The organism is Streptomyces mesophilus, assembly GCF_011044995.1.
In the GTDB taxonomy this organism is placed as follows: Bacteria; Actinomycetota; Actinomycetes; order Streptomycetales; family Streptomycetaceae; genus Streptomyces; species Streptomyces mesophilus.
Window position 1 is genome coordinate 1 of record NZ_JAAKZW010000159.1, and the last position, 18,556, is coordinate 18,556.

The 18,556-nt window shown below is 70.0% G+C and carries 16 protein-coding genes; 2 read left to right on the top strand and 14 right to left on the bottom strand.

Annotated features, from left to right (window positions below; translation table 11 throughout):
* The 3 genes from G6045_RS28535 to G6045_RS28545 form a co-directional block, all read right to left on the bottom strand.
* Positions 1-1,194: MFS transporter (locus tag G6045_RS28535; protein ID WP_165335009.1), on the bottom strand; the 1,194-nt coding region annotated here is incomplete at its 3' end.
* Between the two features lie 90 nt (positions 1,195-1,284).
* On the bottom strand, positions 1,285-2,241 hold the full coding sequence (locus G6045_RS28540; protein WP_328707935.1) for a sigma-70 family RNA polymerase sigma factor: 957 nt from the start codon (positions 2,239-2,241) through the stop codon (positions 1,285-1,287).
* Between the two features lie 10 nt (positions 2,242-2,251).
* Entirely contained in the window at positions 2,252-3,457 is a 1,206-nt protein-coding gene (locus tag G6045_RS28545; RefSeq protein ID WP_165335011.1) for an NAD(P)/FAD-dependent oxidoreductase, read from the bottom strand.
* Positions 3,458-3,614: 157 nt separating this feature from the next.
* Between G6045_RS28545 and G6045_RS28550 the strand changes: the two genes are divergently transcribed.
* On the top strand, positions 3,615-4,748 hold the full coding sequence (locus G6045_RS28550; protein WP_165335012.1) for an LOG family protein: 1,134 nt from the start codon (positions 3,615-3,617) through the stop codon (positions 4,746-4,748).
* A 60-nt stretch (positions 4,749-4,808) separates the two neighbouring features.
* On the opposite strand, the gene G6045_RS28555 is transcribed toward G6045_RS28550, so the two are convergent.
* The 11 genes from G6045_RS28555 to rpsB form a co-directional block, all read right to left on the bottom strand.
* A complete protein-coding gene (locus G6045_RS28555) occupies positions 4,809-6,869 on the bottom strand; it encodes a pectinesterase family protein (RefSeq protein ID WP_165335013.1) in 2,061 nt (686 codons plus the stop codon).
* A 183-nt stretch (positions 6,870-7,052) separates the two neighbouring features.
* On the bottom strand, positions 7,053-8,102 hold the full coding sequence (locus G6045_RS28560; RefSeq protein WP_165335014.1) for an ABC transporter ATP-binding protein: 1,050 nt from the start codon (positions 8,100-8,102) through the stop codon (positions 7,053-7,055).
* 22 nt (positions 8,103-8,124) lie between these two features.
* A complete protein-coding gene (locus G6045_RS28565; protein WP_165335024.1) occupies positions 8,125-9,732 on the bottom strand; it encodes an ABC transporter permease in 1,608 nt (535 codons plus the stop codon).
* 47 nt (positions 9,733-9,779) lie between these two features.
* Positions 9,780-10,874, bottom strand: coding sequence for a thiamine ABC transporter substrate-binding protein (locus tag G6045_RS28570; protein WP_165335015.1), 1,095 nt, complete (start codon positions 10,872-10,874; stop codon positions 9,780-9,782).
* Between the two features lie 275 nt (positions 10,875-11,149).
* A complete protein-coding gene (rlmN, locus tag G6045_RS28575) occupies positions 11,150-12,256 on the bottom strand; it encodes a 23S rRNA (adenine(2503)-C(2))-methyltransferase RlmN (RefSeq protein ID WP_165335016.1) in 1,107 nt (368 codons plus the stop codon).
* A 119-nt stretch (positions 12,257-12,375) separates the two neighbouring features.
* Positions 12,376-12,609, bottom strand: coding sequence for a hypothetical protein (locus tag G6045_RS41665; protein WP_165335017.1), 234 nt, complete (start codon positions 12,607-12,609; stop codon positions 12,376-12,378).
* A 126-nt stretch (positions 12,610-12,735) separates the two neighbouring features.
* Positions 12,736-13,968, bottom strand: coding sequence for a phosphatidate cytidylyltransferase (locus tag G6045_RS28585; protein WP_165335018.1), 1,233 nt, complete (start codon positions 13,966-13,968; stop codon positions 12,736-12,738).
* Positions 13,968-14,525 carry a ribosome recycling factor gene (gene frr, locus G6045_RS28590; protein WP_165335019.1) on the bottom strand — a complete coding sequence of 186 codons (558 nt, stop codon included), beginning with the start codon at positions 14,523-14,525 and terminating at the stop codon, positions 13,968-13,970. Before frr ends, G6045_RS28585 begins: the two co-directional genes overlap by 1 nt.
* Positions 14,526-14,666: 141 nt before the next feature.
* A complete protein-coding gene (gene pyrH / locus G6045_RS28595; protein ID WP_165335020.1) occupies positions 14,667-15,413 on the bottom strand; it encodes a UMP kinase in 747 nt (248 codons plus the stop codon).
* A gap of 195 nt (positions 15,414-15,608) precedes the next feature.
* Complete coding sequence (gene tsf / locus G6045_RS28600; RefSeq protein ID WP_165335021.1) at positions 15,609-16,445, bottom strand: translation elongation factor Ts; 837 nt, start codon at positions 16,443-16,445, stop codon at positions 15,609-15,611.
* Positions 16,446-16,549: 104 nt separating this feature from the next.
* Positions 16,550-17,479 carry a 30S ribosomal protein S2 gene (gene rpsB, locus G6045_RS28605; RefSeq protein ID WP_165335022.1) on the bottom strand — a complete coding sequence of 310 codons (930 nt, stop codon included), beginning with the start codon at positions 17,477-17,479 and terminating at the stop codon, positions 16,550-16,552.
* A 275-nt stretch (positions 17,480-17,754) separates the two neighbouring features.
* Here rpsB and G6045_RS28610 point away from each other — a divergent pair.
* The coding region (locus tag G6045_RS28610; protein ID WP_165335023.1) for a murein hydrolase activator EnvC family protein at positions 17,755-18,556 on the top strand (802 nt) is incomplete at its 3' end.

The following is an 18,556-nucleotide window of genomic DNA, read 5'->3' on the forward strand; positions in this document are numbered from 1 at the left end:
CCCCAGCAACAGCGGCGTCAGAAGCAACAGCACCCCCGCCACCGCAATAGCCCCACGCGCCCCGACCGCCGCAGCAAGCAGGCCCCACACCGCGATGAGCACCGCAGTCGTCCCCTTACTGGCCACCGACCAGGCGGCCAGGACACGGCTGACGTGATCGGTGGGCAGAGCGGCGAGCCGCCGAGTCGCAAGCACCGGACTGTAGACCGCCGCACAGGTGATGAGCCCGAACTCGACCACCATCACGAGCACGAGCCCACTCGTACCGGAGTGAACGAAGGCCAGGCCGACGGGCCAACAGACCCGCAGCACTCCGGCGCCCAACAGCACGCGCCGCTCGCCGAAACGAGGCACGAGACGACGGGCGAGCCGCGAACCGAGAAGCCCGCCGAGACACGGAACCGCGAAGGCAAGCCCGTACTGCCAGGGCGCGAAGCCGAGCGGCCCCAGCATGAGGACGGCGAGCAGCGGTGCACTGGTCATGATCAGCGCGTTGACCAGCACCGTGTTGAGGAACAGCGGCCGCAGCTCACGGTGGCCGAGCAGAAAGCGGAAGCCGTCGCCGATGCGGTCCGGCGGGTGGTCCTGTTGACGGGCCGGCGCCGCCTCCGAGCCACCGATGGCCCGGATCCCCAGCGCGGAGAGCAGAAAGCTCACCGCATTCGCGGCCACGGTGAGCACAGGACCGACCAGGCCCACGGCGGCACCGCCCAGCGGCGGCCCGACCAGGGTCGCGGTCCACATGGTCGACTCGAACCGGCCGTTGGCGGCGAGCAGGTGATCACGCGGTACGAGCGTTTTGAGGGTCGCACCGCTGGCCGCCGTGAACGCGATGTCCGCCGCACCGACCACCACGGACACGAGCAGCAGCTGAACGAGCGACAGCGCGTCGAGCGCGTACGCGAGCGGAATGGTCAGCAGCGCCGCACACCGCACCACGTCCATCCCGATCATCACGGGCCGCTTGCGCCGGAACTCCATCCACGGCCCGAGCGGCACGGCGACCAGAGCGGCCACGGCAGGTCCGACAGCGGCCAGCGCGGAGACCCCGGCGGGCCCGGTGTGCAGCACGAGCACGGCGATCAACGCGAAGGCGTCGAAGGCCAGCCAGGTCCCGAAGATGCTGACGGCATAGGCGCCCCAGAGCCAGTGGAACTCACGGCCCAGCGCCGGCTTCACCTGGGCCTTCGCCATGAACTGCGTCTCCCGGTCGCCGGTGACCCGCTGATCGGGCCGAACGGAGCGAACCTAATCGACGGCACTGACAGCGCGGTTCTGCGGTCGTCACCACTCGGCGATCAAGGGCTCTCCCGCGTCGTGCCGTCGCCAGGACTCGTTGAGGCGCACGAGGCGATCCGGGGCTGCGATGCCCCGTACCGTCTCGATCCGTCCGTCGACGAGGTCGAAGGTCACCGCACCGGCGACCTTGCCGCCCGGCACGAAAAGGATGGCGGGAGCGCCGTTGAGGATCGCGTAGTGGATGGTGGCCGTGCCGCCCGCAAAGCGCCGTTTCGCGTCTGTGGGCTTGAATCCGGCCCGTACGACAGCGGCGACCCGCTCCCGCGTCTCGTACCGCAGCAGCTTCTTGGACAGGCCGCCCGCGCCGTCCGAGAGCGCGGTCACGTCGTCGGTGAGCAGTGCCACGAGGCGGTCGGTGCGGCCCGAGGTCGCGGCGGCGAGGAACTCCTCGACGACTCTGCGGGCCGACGCGGGATCGGTCTCCTGACCGCCGCGGCGCCGTCCGGCGGAGACACGGCCCCGCGCCCGGTGCAGGTGCTGCTGGCTCGCGGACTCGCTGATGCCGAGGATCTCGGCGATCTCGGCATGGCTGTGCGAGAAGGCCTCCCGCAGGACGTAGACGGCCCGTTCGACCGGCGACAGCCGTTCCATCAGCGTCAGCACCGCCAGCGAGACCGATTCGCGCTGCTCGAAGGTGTCGGCGGGGCCCAGCATCGGGTCGCCGTCGAGGAGCGGTTCGGGCAGCCAGGCGCCGGCGGTGCGTTCCCGGCGGGCCTGGGCCGAACGGAGCCGGTCGAGGCAGAGGTTGGTGACGACCTTCGTCAGCCAGGCCTCGGGCACCCTGATGTGCTCCCGGTCGGCGGCCTGCCAGTGCAGGAACGCATCCTGGACGGCGTCCTCGGCATCGGTGGCGGAGCCGAGCAGGCGGTACGCCAGCGAGGCCAGCCGGCTGCGGCCGGCCTCGAAGCGCCCGGTGTCGAAGCGGTCGACGGTGCTGTCCACGGGGATCACCCTAGGCGGCGGCCTTCTGCTCGGCCGCGGCGAGCGTGAACTCGCCGGGTACGGCGGCCACTCGGCGCCTGCGCCGGGGCAGACCGAAGGTCGGGTTCGCCGTCGCCCACAACGACATCCACACGATGCCCGCCTTGATCCGCGCCGCCGTCCGTCCGCCCACGTGCTTGGGCTTCGCCTCCCCCGCGCCGTCGACCATCTGCAGGATCCCGTCCCGCCGCCCGAGGCTGATGTGGTTGCCCACGTAGGGCAGCTTGCTGCGCGGGATCGTACGGCCGGTCAGGCGCGCCACGATCGCGTCGACCGCCTGCCGTCCGGAGAAGCCGGCCGACGCGCAGGACATCGGCAGCGGCAGACCGTTGTCGCCGATGGCGTACGCGGCGTCGCCCGCGGCGTAGACCTCCGGGTGCGAGAGGGACCGCATGGTGCTGTCGACGACGATCCGCCCGTCGTCGGTGACCTCCAACCCCGCGTCGCCGGCCAGGGAGTCGACCGTGAACCCGGCCGTCCACACCGTGGCGTCGGAGGTGAGAGCCGTGCCGTCCGCGCAGAGCACCCGCTCCGCTTCCACGGCCTCGATACGGGTGTGCTCGAGGACCGTGATGCCGAGCCGGTCGCAGGCCCGGCGCAGATGGTCCCGGGCGCCGGCGGACAGCGGCGCGCCCAGCTCGCCGCGGGCGATCAGCGCCACCGAAAGACCGGGCCGGGACTCGGCGATCTCGGTGGCCGTCTCGATACCGGTGAGACCGTCGCCGACGACGAGCACACGGTCGCCTTCGCCAAGGCCGTCAAGACGCTCGCGCAGCCGCAGCGCCGAGGGCCGGCCCGCCACGTCGAAGGCGTGCTCGGCCACCCCGGGGACGCCGTGGTGGGCGACCCGGCTGCCGAGCGCGTAGAAGAGAGAGTCGTACGTGAGCTCCCCAGGCCCCTCCGGGGAGGCCAGGGCGACCGTGCGCCGCCCGGGGTCGATGGCGGTCACCCGGGCCACGCGCACCCGTATCCCCGTACCCGCGAAGACCTCGGCGAGCGGCGGGGCCTCGACGTCCCGGCCGGCCGCGAACTGGTGCATACGCAGCCGCTGCACGAAGTCCGGCTCGGCGTTGACCACGGTGATCTCGGTGTCCGCCGGGGACAGCCGGCGGGCCAGGGTGCCGGCCGCGTAGGCCCCTGCGTAGCCGGCGCCGAGGACGACGATGCGGTGCTTCATGGGTGCTCTCCCGTTGGTCGGCCTGCTCTTTGCTTGTTGAGCGGGACAGCGCCCCGATCCCTGACAGAAACCTGGTGTGATCTGGGCCACAGGCTCATGGAGCGGTACGCCGGGCGGAACAGGACCCCGGGCGCCCCCCGCCCGTAAGCTGGCGAACGTGCCCGACCACCACACGCCCCCGCCGCCCACGACCGACCGCGAGATCGAGACCCTCGAGGAGTTCGACGCGGTCCTGGCCCGGGGCTCGCTCGCCCACCACCGCATCCAGGCCGTGGACCTGACGCAGCGCACCTTCGCGCTGCTCACCGCCGACACCGAGGGCGCCGTCTTCCTCGGCTGCCCGATGGAACCGGACGCGGCCGCCAAGGTGCGGGCGGCCGGCGCCCTGGTGTTCCCGCCGGTGCCGGGCCTCCCGTTCGACCCGTACCGCGGGCATCTCTACACGCCCGAGGAGCTGTTCGCGGGTCTGGCCTCGTCGTACGAGGCGACGCCCGACGCCCGCGCGTACCAGTGGTTCCAGGAGACCAAGGCCGACGGCGACGTCTTCGCGTCGATGCTGCGCGCGGTGCACGACGACTCCATCTCGGACGCCTTGGACGAACTCCTCGTCGGCGCCCGGGTGGTGGGCGTGATGGGCGGCCACGCGATGGCCCGCGGCACCGAGCAGTACGCGGGCGCCTCCCGTCTGGGGCGGACGCTCGCGCGGGCCGGGTTCACCGTCGCCACCGGTGGCGGGCCCGGCGCGATGGAGGCGGCGAACCTCGGTGCCTACGCCTCCGTGCAGGACGACGCGATGCTCGACGAGGCACTCGAACTCCTCGCCAAGGCCCCCTCGTTCACCCCGTCGATCACCGACTGGGCGCAGGCCGCCTTCGCCGTGCGCGAGCGCTGGCCGGCCGGCGGCGCCTCGGTCGGCATCCCCACCTGGTTCTACGGACACGAGCCGCCGAACGCCTTCGCCGCCCACCTCGCGAAGTACTTCGCCAACGCCACCCGCGAGGACGGACTGCTCGCGCGCTCCAACGCGGGCGTGATCTTCCTGCCCGGCGCGGCCGGCACGGTCCAGGAGATCTTCGACAACGCGACGCCCAACTACTACGAGTCCCGCGGCGAACCGACCCCGATGGTCCTGGTCGGCCGCTCCCACTGGACCGAGAAACTCCCGGCCTGGCCCCTTCTCCAAGCCCTCGCACGGGAGCGCCCGATGGAGTCCCGCATCGCCCTCGTCGACTCGGCCGAGGAAGCGGCGCAGGCCCTGCAGCAGCTCACCGCCCGGGACGTGACCGGCTGACGAGGCCCACCGAGCGGTCGTACGACGGGCCTTGAGCTCCCCGTACGACCGCTCGCTCGTCTACTGAGCCGTCGGCGTCCAGTCGCCCAGCCAGTCGGCGATTTCCTGGCCCGTGGCCTGGGTGTCGGTCAGTTGCGGCCGGTCCGCGCTCGCCGCTCCGGCGCCGGGGCCGCTGTTCCGGTACTCGGCGAACCGGTCCTGCTTCCACGGGAATCCGCCCATGTCCGTCCACGGCGCGGTCCGTATCGCGGCGCTGAGTGTGGAGTTGCGGACGGTGGTCTGCGGGTCGACGGTGGTGTCGCCGCCCGGGTGCCAGTTGCGGCCGAGGTGGAAGGTCCGGTCGGTCACATCGCCGGTGATGCTCGAGCTGACGATGAGGATGCCCTTGCGGTTCGCCTCCGTGCTGGGCGCGGTGACATAGCCCGCGGACTGGCCGTTCCAGCGCTTCTTGAGCTGGATCACGGACTTGCCGAGCACGGCGGTGCCGCGTCCGAAGACGAAGTCCACGTTGCCGACGACATAGGAGTTCCGGACGTAGACGCGGCCGAGCCTGCCCTTGGCGGCGGTCTCCATCTCCAGGGTGTCCTGGTCGCCACTGACGATCAGGGAGTCGAGGAAGACCTTGTCGGCCATGGTCAGCAGGGCGACCGCCTGGTGCCCCGTGATGTGCTGGTTGGCGCCCTCGTCGAAGTCGTTCGTCACGCTGAGGTTGCGCAGCTGGGTGTCGTCGGCCTTGACGCTGACGGTGGCGCTGCCCGGCGTCCCGTACGTACCCGAGCCGTCCGGCTTGGTCATCCCGGCCGCGTGGCCCTCGACGATGACCGTGTCCTTACGGCTGGCGCCGGTGCCGACGATCGTCACGTGCGGCTTGTCCGCGGGGACGGTCACGGTCTCGCGATACGTGCCGGGGGCGACCTTGATGACCACGCGCGCCGCATTGTTCGCCGGGACGGCGTTCACGGCGGCCTGGACGGTCTTGTACTGGGCGCCGCTCTTGGCGACGGTCAGGGTGGTGGCGGCCTTCACCGCCGGCGCGTCCGCCGCCGTACCGATCGAACTCCTCGGCCCCGCCCCCGACTTGAGCAGGGCCGGCACCTGCGCGGCCTCGTCCAGGGTGTACCCGTAGAACGTCTTCGGGTCGAAGGCCGTGCCACCGCTCTCGTTGCGCCCGCTCGTCCCCGAGAAGACGCTGCCGCGCTGCACGATCGCCGCCGTGGAGTCCTTGGTGACGGGATTGTTGACGCCCTGGAAGTAGCTGTTCTCCAGGACCATCCTGGTCCGGCCGCGCGAGTAGTTCCCGTACGAGGACTTGATCTGCGTACCGGCCTCGTCCTGCAGCCAGTTGTTGTACAGGTGCGCGTGCGCGGCGTTGTCCGTCGAAGGGTTGCGCTGCTCGGTCTCGCGGATCCAGTTGTGGTGGATCGTGATGTCGGTGACGAGGTTCTCGGTCCAGCCGATGCCGAAGGCCTTGTTGTTGTCGCCGAGCTTGTTCCAGGAGACGGTGATGTTCGTGGAGTCCTTGCGGACGTCGATCAGGCCGTCGGCCATGTGCCGCAGATCGTTGTGGTCGATCCAGACATGGTGCGCACCGTCCATCTGGACGGCGTCGAAGTCGTGCTCCTTGTCGTTCCAGACGCCCTGGTAGGAGTCGCGGATCGTCAGGTTCCTGATGATGACGTTGTGCACGCCCTGGCCGAGGAAGAAGCCGCCGCCGACGATCTCGCCTGAGGTGCCGGCGCCCACGATCGTCTTGTCGGAGGCGACCTTGATCTCCTTGCCGACGGGGTCCATCTTGATCGCCGAGGCGACGACGATGACGTACGGCTCGGGGGCCGTGGCGTACTTCTCCAGGTCGGCGAGCGTCTTCACGGTGACGGTCCTGCCGTCGCGCCCGCCGTATGTGCCGTTCTGTCCCTGGGAGTTGACGGACGCGAAGCCGTCGGCCGTGTCGTCGGCCCAGGCCGGCGCGGCGGCCACGGCGGACGCCTTGCCGGCGCCGTCGAAGCCGAACAGGCCGCCGCCGTAGGCGAGGGCGCCGGCCGCGGCGACCGCGAGCGGCGCGCCGACCGCCGTGAAGGTTCTGCGCCTGCGGTGCCGGGCCTTGCTGCGGATCTCACTCATACGCGCTTGCACTCCGTGAGGTGGGGGTGCCCGTGCCGGGCGGCACGGTCCGCCCTGTGGTTGCCGCGGGGGCGCGGAAGGTTGCCCCCTCGCACGAAGCGCGCGGGAAGTCAGCCGCCGAGCACCACGATCAGCGGTCCGCGCCGAGCACGACGATTCAGCCGTCCGCGTCGAGCCCCGCGATCAGCCGTCCGCACCGAGCACCACGATCTCCCCGGCCTCGAAGGCCACCCCGACCTCGCTCCCCGGCTCCGGCGCGTCCCGCAGCGCGCAGGCCGCTTCGAGGCGGGGCGCGTCCGACGGCTTGAGGTGCAGGGCCACGTGCGTACCACGGAAGGTGCGGGCGGCGACCGTACAGGTCAACTGGGCCTCGGCGGCGGGCACCAGACGTACGCCGGCGGGCCTGATGAGCAGCTCGCACGGGCCGGGCGGGGTGTCCGCGGGCACCGGGACCTTGCCCCAGACCGTGTCGGCCGCCTCACCTGCGACCGTCGCCTCGACCACGTTGTCGAAGCCGAGGAAGCGCGCCACGAAGACGTCCGCGGGCCGCTGCCACACATCGAGCGGCGCCCCGGACTGGGCGATCCGCCCGTCGCGCATCACCACGACCCGGTCCGCGAGCGCGAACGCCTCGCCCTGGTCGTGGGTGACGGCGAGCACGGTGGTGCCCAACGCGCCGAACAGCTCACGCAGTTCGACCACAAGGCGCTCCCTGAGGGAGCGGTCCAGCTGCCCGAGCGGTTCGTCCAGCATCAGCAACCGGGGCCGGGGCGCGAGCGCACGGGCGAGCGCCACACGCTGCTGCTCGCCGCCGGAGAGCGAGCCGACCGCGCGGCGCCCCGCGCCCGGCAGTCCGACGAGGTCGAGCAACTCGGCCACACGGGCGGCTTGTTCGGCCTTGGACGCGCCGTGCATCCGCAGCCCGAAGGCCACGTTGCCGCCCACGTCCCGCTGCGGGAAGAGCTGATGGTCCTGGAACATCAGGCCCACGCCCCGCTGATGCGCGGGCACCCCGCGCTGGTCGCGCCCGCCGAGCAGCACCCGCCCGGAGTCGAGGTCCTGCAGTCCCGCGACCACCCTGAGCAGCGTCGACTTGCCGCTGCCACTGGGCCCGAGCACACAGACGATCTCGTGCTCGGCGACCTCCAGGTCCACGGCGTCGAGCGCCGCGTGCCCGCCGAAGCGGACACCGGCGCCTTCAAGGGCGAGCAGGGTCCCGTCCTGTACGGCCATCAGAACTCCCTTGCCAGGACCATCAGAACTCCCCGGTCCTGTCCGTACGAATCCGTTCGAGCAGCAGCAGCGACGCGGCGCACACCAGCATCAGCAGCGTCGAAAGGGCCATCGCCTGCCCGTAGTTGAGCTCACCGGCCCGGCCGAGCAGCGTGGCCACGGCGACCGGGAGCGTCGGGTTGTCGGGCCGCGCGATGAACACCGTCGCCCCGAACTCGCCGAGCGATACGGCGAAGGCGAACCCGGCCGCGATGATCAGCGCCCTGCGCACCATGGGCAGATCGACCTCGCGCCACACCCGCCACGGCGAGGCCCCGAGCACCGCCGCAGCCTCGCGAAGCCGCCCGTCCACCGCCCGAAGCACGGGCAGCATCGTCCGTACGACGAAAGGCACCCCGACCAGCGCCTGCGCCAGCGGTACGAGGATCCAGGAGGCCCGCAGGTCGAGCGGCGGCTTGTCCAGCGTGATCAGGAACCCGAACCCGACCGTCACCGCCGAGACCCCGAGCGGCAGCATGAGCAGCGCGTCGAAGCCCCGTACGAAACGACCCGCTCGCCGGGTCAGCGCCACGGCCGCGAGTCCGCCGATCAGCACGGCGATCGCGGTGGCGACGACCGCGTACTCGAGCGAATTCCACACGGCGTCGATCGGCGGTACGAGGAAGGCCCCGCCCTCCGCCGACGTCAGCGCGCGGAAGTAGCCGAGCCCGAAGCCTTCGGCGGTGGCGAAGCTGCGCTGAACGAGCACTCCGAGCGGCAGCACGATCAGCAGCGCCACCGTCCCCAAGACCCCGGCGAGCAGCGCCCATTGGCCCGCTCCCCGCGGCTTGCGGGAGGTGCGCGACGGATCGACCAGCGTGAGCGTGGCCTCGCGGCGCCGCACGGTCCAGGCGTGCACGGCGAGGATCCCGCAGACCGCCACGAACTGCACCATCGTCAGGACCGCGGCGGTGTCGAGGGCGAGCAGCTGGGCGGTCTGCCGGTAGATCTCGACCTCGAGGGTCGAGAAGGCGGGCCCGCCGAGGATCAGCACCACCCCGAACGAGCTGAACGTGAACAGGAACACCATCAGCGCGGCCGCCGCCACCGCGGGCCCGAGCGCCGGCAGCGTCACGGTGCGCCAGGCGGCGAACCGCGAGGCGCCCAGCATCCGGGCGGCCTCCTCCTGGCGCGGGTCGAGCTGCGACCACAGGCCGCCGACGGTCCGTACGACCACGGCGTAGTTGAAGAAGACATGCGCGAGCAGAATCGCCCACACCGTGGTGTCGAGCCGTACGCCCCAGGCCTCGTCGAGCAGACCGCCTCGCCCGAGCAGCGCGAGGAAGGCCGACCCGGCGACGACCGTGGGCAGCACGAACGGCACGGTGACGACCGCCCGCAGCACCTGCTTGCCCGGGAAGTCGAAGCGCGCAAAAACATACGCACCCGGCAACGCGATCAGCAGCGTGAGCGCGGTCGACGCGAGCGCCTGCCAGGTCGTGAACCACAGGACGTGCTGGATCCCCGGATCGCCGAGCACCTCACCGAACCGGCCGAACTGCCAGGCCCCGTCGGCCTTCAGGCCCCGACCGACGATCGCCGCGACCGGATAGGCGAAGAACAGCGCGAAGAACGCGACCGGCACGGCCATCAGACCGAACCGGACCGCGCTGCCCTTCACATCCCTTGCGCGGGCGCTTACTTGACGACCAGCGACTGCCACGACTTGACCCAGTCCTCACGGTTGTCCGCGATCTTCTTGGGGTCCATGGTCTTCGGGTCGTCGACCTTCACTCCGTGCTCGGTGAAGAGCTCGGGCAGCTTCGCGTCCTCGTTCACCGGGTTCACGAACATCTGCAGCGGCATGTCCTCCTGGAACTTCTTCGAGATCAGGAAGTCGATGAGCGCCTTGCCGCCCTTCTCGTTCTTCGCGCCGTCCAGGAGCCCGGCGAACTCGGTCTGCTGGAAGCAGGTCCCGGTGGAGACCCCGGTCGGCGCCTCCTTGGGCTGCGGCTCCGCGTACAGGACCTCGACCGGCGGGCTCGACGCGTACGAGACCACGAGCGGCCGGTCGGCCTTGGCCTTCTTGCCGCCGGCCGAACCCGAGAACTCCTCGTTGTACGCCTGCTCCCAGCTGTCGACGACCTTGACGCCGTTGTCCTTCAGCTTGGACCAGTAACCCTCCCAGCCGTCGTCCCCGTATTGCGCGGCCGTGCCGAGCAGGAAGCCGAGACCGGGCGAGGAAGTGGCGGCATTCTCGGTGACGAGAAGGTCCTTGTACTCGGGCTTGATCAGATCGTCGAAGGACTGCGGCGGCGCCAGCTTCTTCTTGTCGAAGTACGCCTTGTCGTAGTTGACGCAGATATCGCCGGTGTCGATCGGCGTCACCCGGTGCTCGCCCTTGTCGAGCTGAAGCACGGCGGGTACGGAGTCCAGGCCCTTGGCCTCGTACGACTGGAAGATGCCGTTGTCGAGAGCGCGCGACAGCAGCGTGTTGTCCACGCCGAAGAAGACATCGCCCTGCGGGTTGCCCTTGGAGAGCACGGCCTTGTTGACGGCCGACCCGGCGTCGCCGCTCTTGAGCACCTGGACCTTGTAGCCGGACTCCTTCTCGAACGCGGCGAGCACGTCCTTGGAGGCGTTGAAGGAGTCGTGGCTGACGAGCGTGACGGTCTTGGAGCCGCCGTCCGTGCCGCTCCCGGACCCGCCGGAGCCGGATCCGCAGGCGGCGAGGGCGACCATGCCGAGGCCGGTGGCCACGGCGGTGATCGTGATGGTGCGGGTGTTGCTCACTGATTCCTCCTGGAAGTGACCAGGAAGAGACGCGGCCCTGCCCGGAAACCGCTCATGGGTTTTCGGGCAGGGCGCAACAGCTCGAGTGGTGACCGAACTTCCTACCCGGAATGACCCGGGCAAGGTTCAGAGGGTCTGCGGCGGCCTGTCTCGCATGATGCAGGCGTCCGCACTCTCAGCGCTGTGGCGCTCCCCTGTCGGAATATGCAGATGTTTTCAGCCAGGCTACCTGGTGGCGGCCGGACGTCTGTACGAGCCTCGCGCCCGTACGGGCCTCAGCGCTCGGAAGCCGCCAGCTGACCGCAGGCGCCGTCGATCTCCTGCCCCCGGGTGTCCCGGACGGTGACCGGTACACCATGCGCGGCGATCGCCTCGACGAAGGCCTTCTCGTCCTCGGGCCGCGAGGCGGTCCACTTGGAGCCGGGCGTCGGGTTCAGCGGGATCAGGTTCACATGGACCCGCTTGCCCTTGAGCAGCCGGCCGAGCCGGTCACCGCGCCAGGCCTGGTCGTTGATGTCGCGGATCAGCGCGTACTCGATCGAGATCCGCCGCCCGGACTTCTCCGCGTACTCCCACGCGGCGTCGAGCACCTCGCGCACCTTCCACCGCGTATTGACGGGTACGAGGGTGTCGCGCAGCTCGTCGTCGGGGGCGTGCAGCGAGACGGCGAGACGGCACTTGAAGCCCTCGTCGGCGAGGCGCAGCATCGCCGGGACGAGACCGACCGTGGAGACGGTGATCCCGCGCTGGCTGAGGCCGAGCCCGTCCGGCTCCGGGTCCGTGAGGCGACGGATGGCGCCGACCACGCGGTTGTAGTTGGCGAGCGGCTCGCCCATGCCCATGAAGACGATGTTGGACAGCCGCGCGGGACCGCCCGGCACCTCGCCGTCGCGCAGCGCGCGCATGCCGTCGACGATCTGGTGCACGATCTCGGCGGTCGACAGGTTCCGGTCGAGACCGGCCTGCCCGGTCGCGCAGAACGGGCAGTTCATCCCGCACCCGGCCTGGGACGAGATGCACATGGTGACCCGGTCGGGATAGCGCATCAGGACGGACTCGACGAGCGTCCCGTCGTGCAGCTTCCACAGGGTCTTGCGGGTGGTGTCGTCATCGCAGGAGATATGCCGAACGACGGACATCAGGTCCGGCAGCAGCGCCTCCTGGAGCTTCCCGCGCGCGGCGGCCGGAATGTCGGTCCACTCGGCGGGGTCATGGGCGTACCGCGCGAAGTAGTGCTGCGACAGCTGCTTGGCGCGAAACGGCTTCTCGCCGACGGCGGCCACGGCCTCCTTGCGCTCGGCGGGCGACAGATCGGCAAGGTGCCGCGGCGGCTTCTTGGCTCCGCGGGGGGCGACGAAAGTGAGTTCTCCGGGCTTGGGCATGGTGCTCCAAGTGTCGCAGATGGATCGCCACCACCTGCCGCCGAGAGCTCCGGCACCGGTCGTCATGGTCGTGGCAGGTCACCGTTGGACGCCGTTGGACGCGGCCACCCTCCAACTTTTCACGCCGCGCCGTAGTGATGCGCCCTCCCGCCACGCCACGTCACCCACGCCTCATCATCGAGGAGCCGTTCAGCTTCGGGGAGCCCGGTGCGGCGCAGGAACTCGATCACATCTGCGTCGGAGTGCGCGAGGCCGAGCATCTGTCCGCGTACGGCGACACGTCGGCCTCCCGTACCCAGCGGCGGGTGCACGACTATCGGGACAGCCTGGCGAGAAGACTCAGTGTCGCACATGTGTTCGATTGTAGAGCGGGAACCTACACCGGAACACCCACCGCATACCAACCCCCGTTACCTCCGGACATACGAAAAGGGGCTCGCCACCCTGTGGACAAGCCCCTCTTCGTACGAAAACGCAGGTCAGCCGGTGCCGACGAAGACGACGAACAGCAGCCAGACCACCGGAGCGGTCGGCAGCAGCGAGTCGAGCCGGTCCATGATCCCGCCGTGGCCCGGAAGCAGCGTGCCCATGTCCTTGATGCCGAGATCGCGCTTGATCATCGACTCACCGAGGTCACCGAGCGTCGCACTCGCCGCGACCGCGAGACCGAGCAGCAAACCCTGCCACCAGGTCCCGTCGTCGATCAGGAACTGCATGCACAGCGCACCCGCGACCATCGCGAACGAGACCGCACCGAGCAGCCCCTCACGGGTCTTGCCGGGGCTGATGCGCGGCGCGAGCTTGTGCTTGCCGAAGCGCCAGCCGACCGCGTACGCACCGGTGTCGCTGACCACCGTCAGGAGCAGGAAGGTCAGCACGCGCTGCGGACCGTCGTCCGCCGTGAGCATCAAGGCGACGAAGGTCGCGAGGAACGGCACGTAGAACGCCGCGAACACCCCGGCCGTGACGTCCTTGAGATAGCCCTCGGGCGGCTCGGTCATCCGCCAGACCAGGACCGCGAGCGCGGTCAGGGCCATCGCGACCCAGGCGCCCTCGGCCCCGCGGACGTATCCGGCGACGACCATGGCCGCACCGCCGACGGCGAGCGGCACCAGCGGCGCCTTGATCTGCTTGCGCTCCTGCAGCCGCGCCGTGAGCTCCCACAGGCCGACCACGACGGCGATCGCTATCACGCCGATGAAGACCGCCTTGACGATGAAGAGCGACGCGATGATCACCGCACCGAGCCCGACACCGACCCCTATGGCCGCCCGCAGATCCCGGCCGGCCCGCTTCTTCTGGGGTGCGGCGGCGGGTGCGGCCGGTGGTGCCGAAGGGACGCCGGCGAGCGGCGCACCCTGGTCCCAGGCCTGCTGCGCGCCCTGGTCCCCGGCCTGCGGCGCCGCGTGCCGCGGCGGCTCGGAAGGCTCACCCGAGGGCGAGGGGGCGGCGCTGGGCATGGGCTCCTGTGGCATCTCGTCGCGGAACAGGGGGCCGCTCAGCCGAGTGGCCCCCGTTCCGTACTGGTCCTGGTCCGCGCCGGCAGCCGTCTGCACATCAGTGACATCCGGTACGACAGGCATGGGCCGGGTCTGCTGGACTTCCGGCTCATCGTAGGCAGGACCCGCCTCCGGGCGCCCCTGGACAGGGCCCATCTCGGGCGGTCCCCAATAGCCGGCCTGCGGCGGAGCCCCCCAGGAAGAGTCGTTCATCAGACCTCGAGCAGCTCGGCTTCCTTGTGCTTGAGCAGCTCGTCCACCTGTGCGACGTACTTGGAGGTGGTGTCGTCGAGCTCCTTCTCGGCGCGACGGCCCTCGTCCTCGCCGACGTCGCCGTCCTTGACGGCCTTGTGGATGGTGTCCATGGCCTTGCGGCGCACGGCGCGGATCGAGACCTTCGAGTCCTCGGCCTTGCTCTTGGCGACCTTGATGAACTCGCGGCGGCGCTCTTCGGTGAGCTCCGGGAAGACCACCCGGATGATATTGCCGTCGTTGCTCGGGTTGACGCCCAGGTCCGAGTCGCGGATCGCCTGCTCGATGTTGCGCAGCGCGCTCTTGTCGAACGGGGTCACCACAGCCATCCGCGGCTCCGGCACCGAGAACGACGCCAGCTGGTTGATGGGCGTGAGGGCGCCGTAGTAGTCGGCCACGATCTTGTTGAACATCGCCGGGTGCGCACGCCCGGTGCGGATCGCGGCGAAGTCGTCCTTGGCGACCAGGACGGCCTTCTCCATCTTCTCCTCGGCCTCGAGGAGGGTCTCTTCGATCACCACTTGCTCCTGCGTGTCTTGAGTGGCCCGGCATGCACGGGGGCGGCCGGCTAAGTCCGTCTCTTTCCTGCACGGTGTCCGACCGGCAGGGCTTTGTCCATCCCCGCTACGTACGCGGGGACCGGTCCGGAACCAAGGAGGTCAGCTCCGAGTGCCCTGGTCGCTCACGAGCGTGCCGATCTTCTCACCCTTGACCGCGCGAGCGATATTGCCCGCCGTAATGAGCTCGAAGACGAGAATCGGCAGCTTGTTGTCCCGGCACAGGGTGATCGCAGTCATATCGGCGACCTTGAGGTCACGCGTGATGACCTCTCCGTACTCGAGAGCGTCGAACTTGACCGCGTCGGGGTTCTTGTTGGGGTCGGAGTCGTAGACCCCGTCGACACCGTTCTTGCCCATCAGCATGGCCTCGGCGTCGATCTCGAGGGCGCGCTGTGCGGCGGTGGTGTCGGTGGAGAAGTACGGCATGCCCATACCGGCACCGAAGATGACCACACGGCCCTTCTCCAGGTGACGCACGGCGCGCAGCGGGATGTACGGCTCCGCGACCTGGCCCATGGTGATGGCGGTCTGGACGCGGGAGTCGATGCCTTCCTTCTCCAGGAAGTCCTGCAGGGCAAGGCAGTTCATGACGGTGCCGAGCATGCCCATGTAGTCGGAGCGGGCCCGGTCCATGCCGCGCTGCTGCAGTTCGGCGCCGCGGAAGAAGTTGCCGCCGCCGATGACGACCGCGATCTCGAAGCCGTCGCGGACGACCGCGGCGATCTCGCGGGCGATGGCGTGCACCACGTCGGGGTCGACGCCGAGGCCGCCGCCGCCGGCGAACGCCTCACCGGAGAGCTTCAGCAGAAAGCGGCCGGACTTCTTGCCGTCATCGGCATGGGGCATGGAATTTCTCCCTAGTGGTGCCGTGGTGCACATTCCATGGTGCACATACAAGAAGGCCATTGCCGGGGGGTGTTGAATCCCTGCGCGGCAATGGCCTCCTCGTCAGATCTGCAGTCGTCCGCACGCCCGCACGAGGCGTGGGCGGGGCGACTGCCGTCGACCCTATCGGGGTCTACCGTCGGTCGCGGTACGGACTCAGATGCCGACCTTGATGCGCGAGAAGCGCTTCAGGGTGACACCGGCCTCGGCCAGGACCTTCTCGACGGACTTCTTGTTGTCGAGCGCGTAAGGCTGCCCCAGGAGGGTGGCCTCCTTGAAGAAGCCGTTGACGCGACCCTCGACGATCTTCGGGAGCGCGGCCTCCGGCTTGCCCTCGGCGCGGGTGGTCTCCTCGGCGACGCGGCGCTCGGACTCGACGACCTCGGCCGGAACGTCCTCACGGGTGAGGTACTTCGGCGCGAAGGCGGCGATGTGCTGCGCGATGCCCTTGGCGGTCGCGGCGTCGGCCTTGTCCAGCTCGACGAGGACACCGATCTGCGGCGGCAGGTCGGGCATCGTGCGGTGCATGTACGCGAAGACGAAACCGTCGTTGAACTGCGCGAAGCGGTCCAGGACGATCTTCTCGCCGAGGTTGGCGTTGGCCTCGTCGACGAAGGCCTGCACGGTCTTGCCCGCCTCGATCTCGGACGCGAGCAGCGCCTCGATGTCGGCCGGGGTGGTCTTCGCGACGTGCTCGGCGATCTGGTTGGCGACGGCCTGGAACTTGTCACCCTTGGCGACGAAGTCCGTCTCGCACTTCAGCTCGACGATGACGCCGGAGGTGTTGTCGTCGGCGATGACGGAGACGACGGCACCGTTCTCGGCAGAGCGGCCCTCGCGCTTGGCGACGCCCTTCTGGCCCTTGATACGGAGCGCCTCGACGGCCTTGTCGACGTTGCCCTCGGCCTCGTCGAGCGCCTTCTTGCAGTCCATCATGCCGGCGCCGGTGAGCTCACGGAGCTTCTTGACGTCGGCGGCGGTGTAGTTCGCCATGATTCAGTGAATCTTTCTCGAAGTCTTTGGACGAAGGTCTACGGGTGAACGGCGGGGGCCCAGGGGCCCCCGCCGTCACTTACCGAACCTGGAACCGTGCGGCGTCAGGCCTGCTCGGCCTCGGCGACCGGGGCCTCGGCGGCGGGGGCCTCAGCGGCCGGAGCCTCGGCGACGGGGGCCTCGGCAGCGGGGGCCTCAGCAGCAGCCTCGGCCGGCTTCTCGGCCTCGGCCTCAGCAGCGGCCGGAGCCTCGTCGGCCTTCTTCTCGCCCTCGAGCAGGTCGCGCTCCCACGCGGCGAGCGGCTCGCCCGCGGCCTTGTCACCCTCGGCGCCCTTGCCGGCACCGGAGCGGGCGATGAGGCCCTCGGCGACAGCGTCGGCGATCACGCGGGTGAGCAGGGTGACGGAGCGGATCGCGTCGTCGTTGCCCGGGATCTTGTAGTCGACCTCGTCGGGGTCACAGTTCGTGTCGAGGATCGCGACGACCGGGATGTTGAGCTTCCGGGCCTCGCCGACAGCGATGTGCTCCTTCTTGGTGTCCACGATCCACACGGCGCTGGGCACCTTGGACATCTCGCGGATACCACCGAGGGTCTTCTCCAGCTTGGCCTTCTCGCGCGAGAGCACGAGAAGCTCCTTCTTGGTGAGACCGGACGCGGCGACGTCGTCGAAGTCGATCTGCTCGAGCTCCTTGAGGCGCTGCAGACGCTTGTAGACGGTCGAGAAGTTGGTGAGCATGCCGCCCAGCCAGCGCTGGTTCACGTAGGGCATGCCGACGCGGGTCGCCTGCTCGGCGATCGCTTCCTGGGCCTGCTTCTTCGTGCCGACGAACATGACCGTGCCGCCGTGGGCGACGGTCTCCTTGACGAACTCGTAGGCGCGGTCGATGTACGACAGCGACTGGAGAAGGTCGATGATGTAAATGCCGTTGCGCTCCGTGAAGATGAAGCGCTTCATCTTCGGGTTCCAACGACGGGTCTGGTGACCGAAGTGGACGCCGCTTTCCAGCAGCTCCCGCATCGTGACGACGGCCATGGCCGTACTCCTTGTGTTTTCTCGGTTATGTGCCTGACGCCCTCACGCACCCCTGCCGCATACCGATGAGGTACGGGACCGATGGGGCGCTGACTCCGACGGCTGTGAAGTGGCGGAGTCGGGGCGTGCGAAGTCGACCCGGTGACCCGGATCGCCACATGAAGTGTACGGGACCCGGAAGGCACCGGGTGACGCCGCTGTCCACAAGCGGCCGGTTATCCACAGTTCATGGCCAAGATCCGCTTGATTCCGGGGGTTCTGGGACCGTGCCGGGCATGAACGAGAACCTGATCCGGAGGGCCGCCGGACGACTGCGGAGGCCGCGGACGAGCGTCGTGACCGTGCTGCTCACAGTCGTGACCGTGCTGCTCGCAGCTGTCGCGGGGGTCCTGCTGGGACCTGGGACGACGGCTTGGGCTGCCGTGGACCTCCCTGCTCCCGTCCCGGTGCCGGACGGCGACCGCGCCTGGCCCGTCGGCGACCGGCCCCCGGTCGTACGTGGCTGGGATCCGCCCGCGTCGGCGTACGGAGCCGGTCACCGGGGCGTGGACCTCGCGGCCGTACCCGGCACGGCTGTGCGGGCGGCGGCGGGCGGCACCGTGTCCTTCTCGGGCCGGGTCGCGGGCCGGGGCGTGCTGTCCATCGAGCTGACCGGCTCGGGCGACCCTCCGCTGCGAACGACGTATGAGCCGGTACGCGCGGTCGTGGACGAGGGCGACGAGGTGAGCGCGGGCGAGGTGGTCGCCGTCCTGGCGAACGGCCCGTTCCACTGCCCGGGCGCCTGCCTGCACTGGGGCCTGCTCCGCGATGAGACCTACCTCGACCCGCTCGGCCTGCTGCCCCCGTGGATGCTGAGACGCGGCCCGTCCCGCCTGCTCCCGGTCTTCGGCGTACCGGAACTACGGGTTGCACCAGGCCCGGCACCGCTTGAGACGGCGACGACAGCGGGCCCGTCGGACGCCATCCAGGCCGCAAGCCTTGCACTGACTGCGACTCTGGCACGCCGCCGCCTCACCCAGCCCCTGCGGCGCTTGAGCAGATCCGAACGAAGTTCGGATGCGGGGTCCGGGGCGGAGC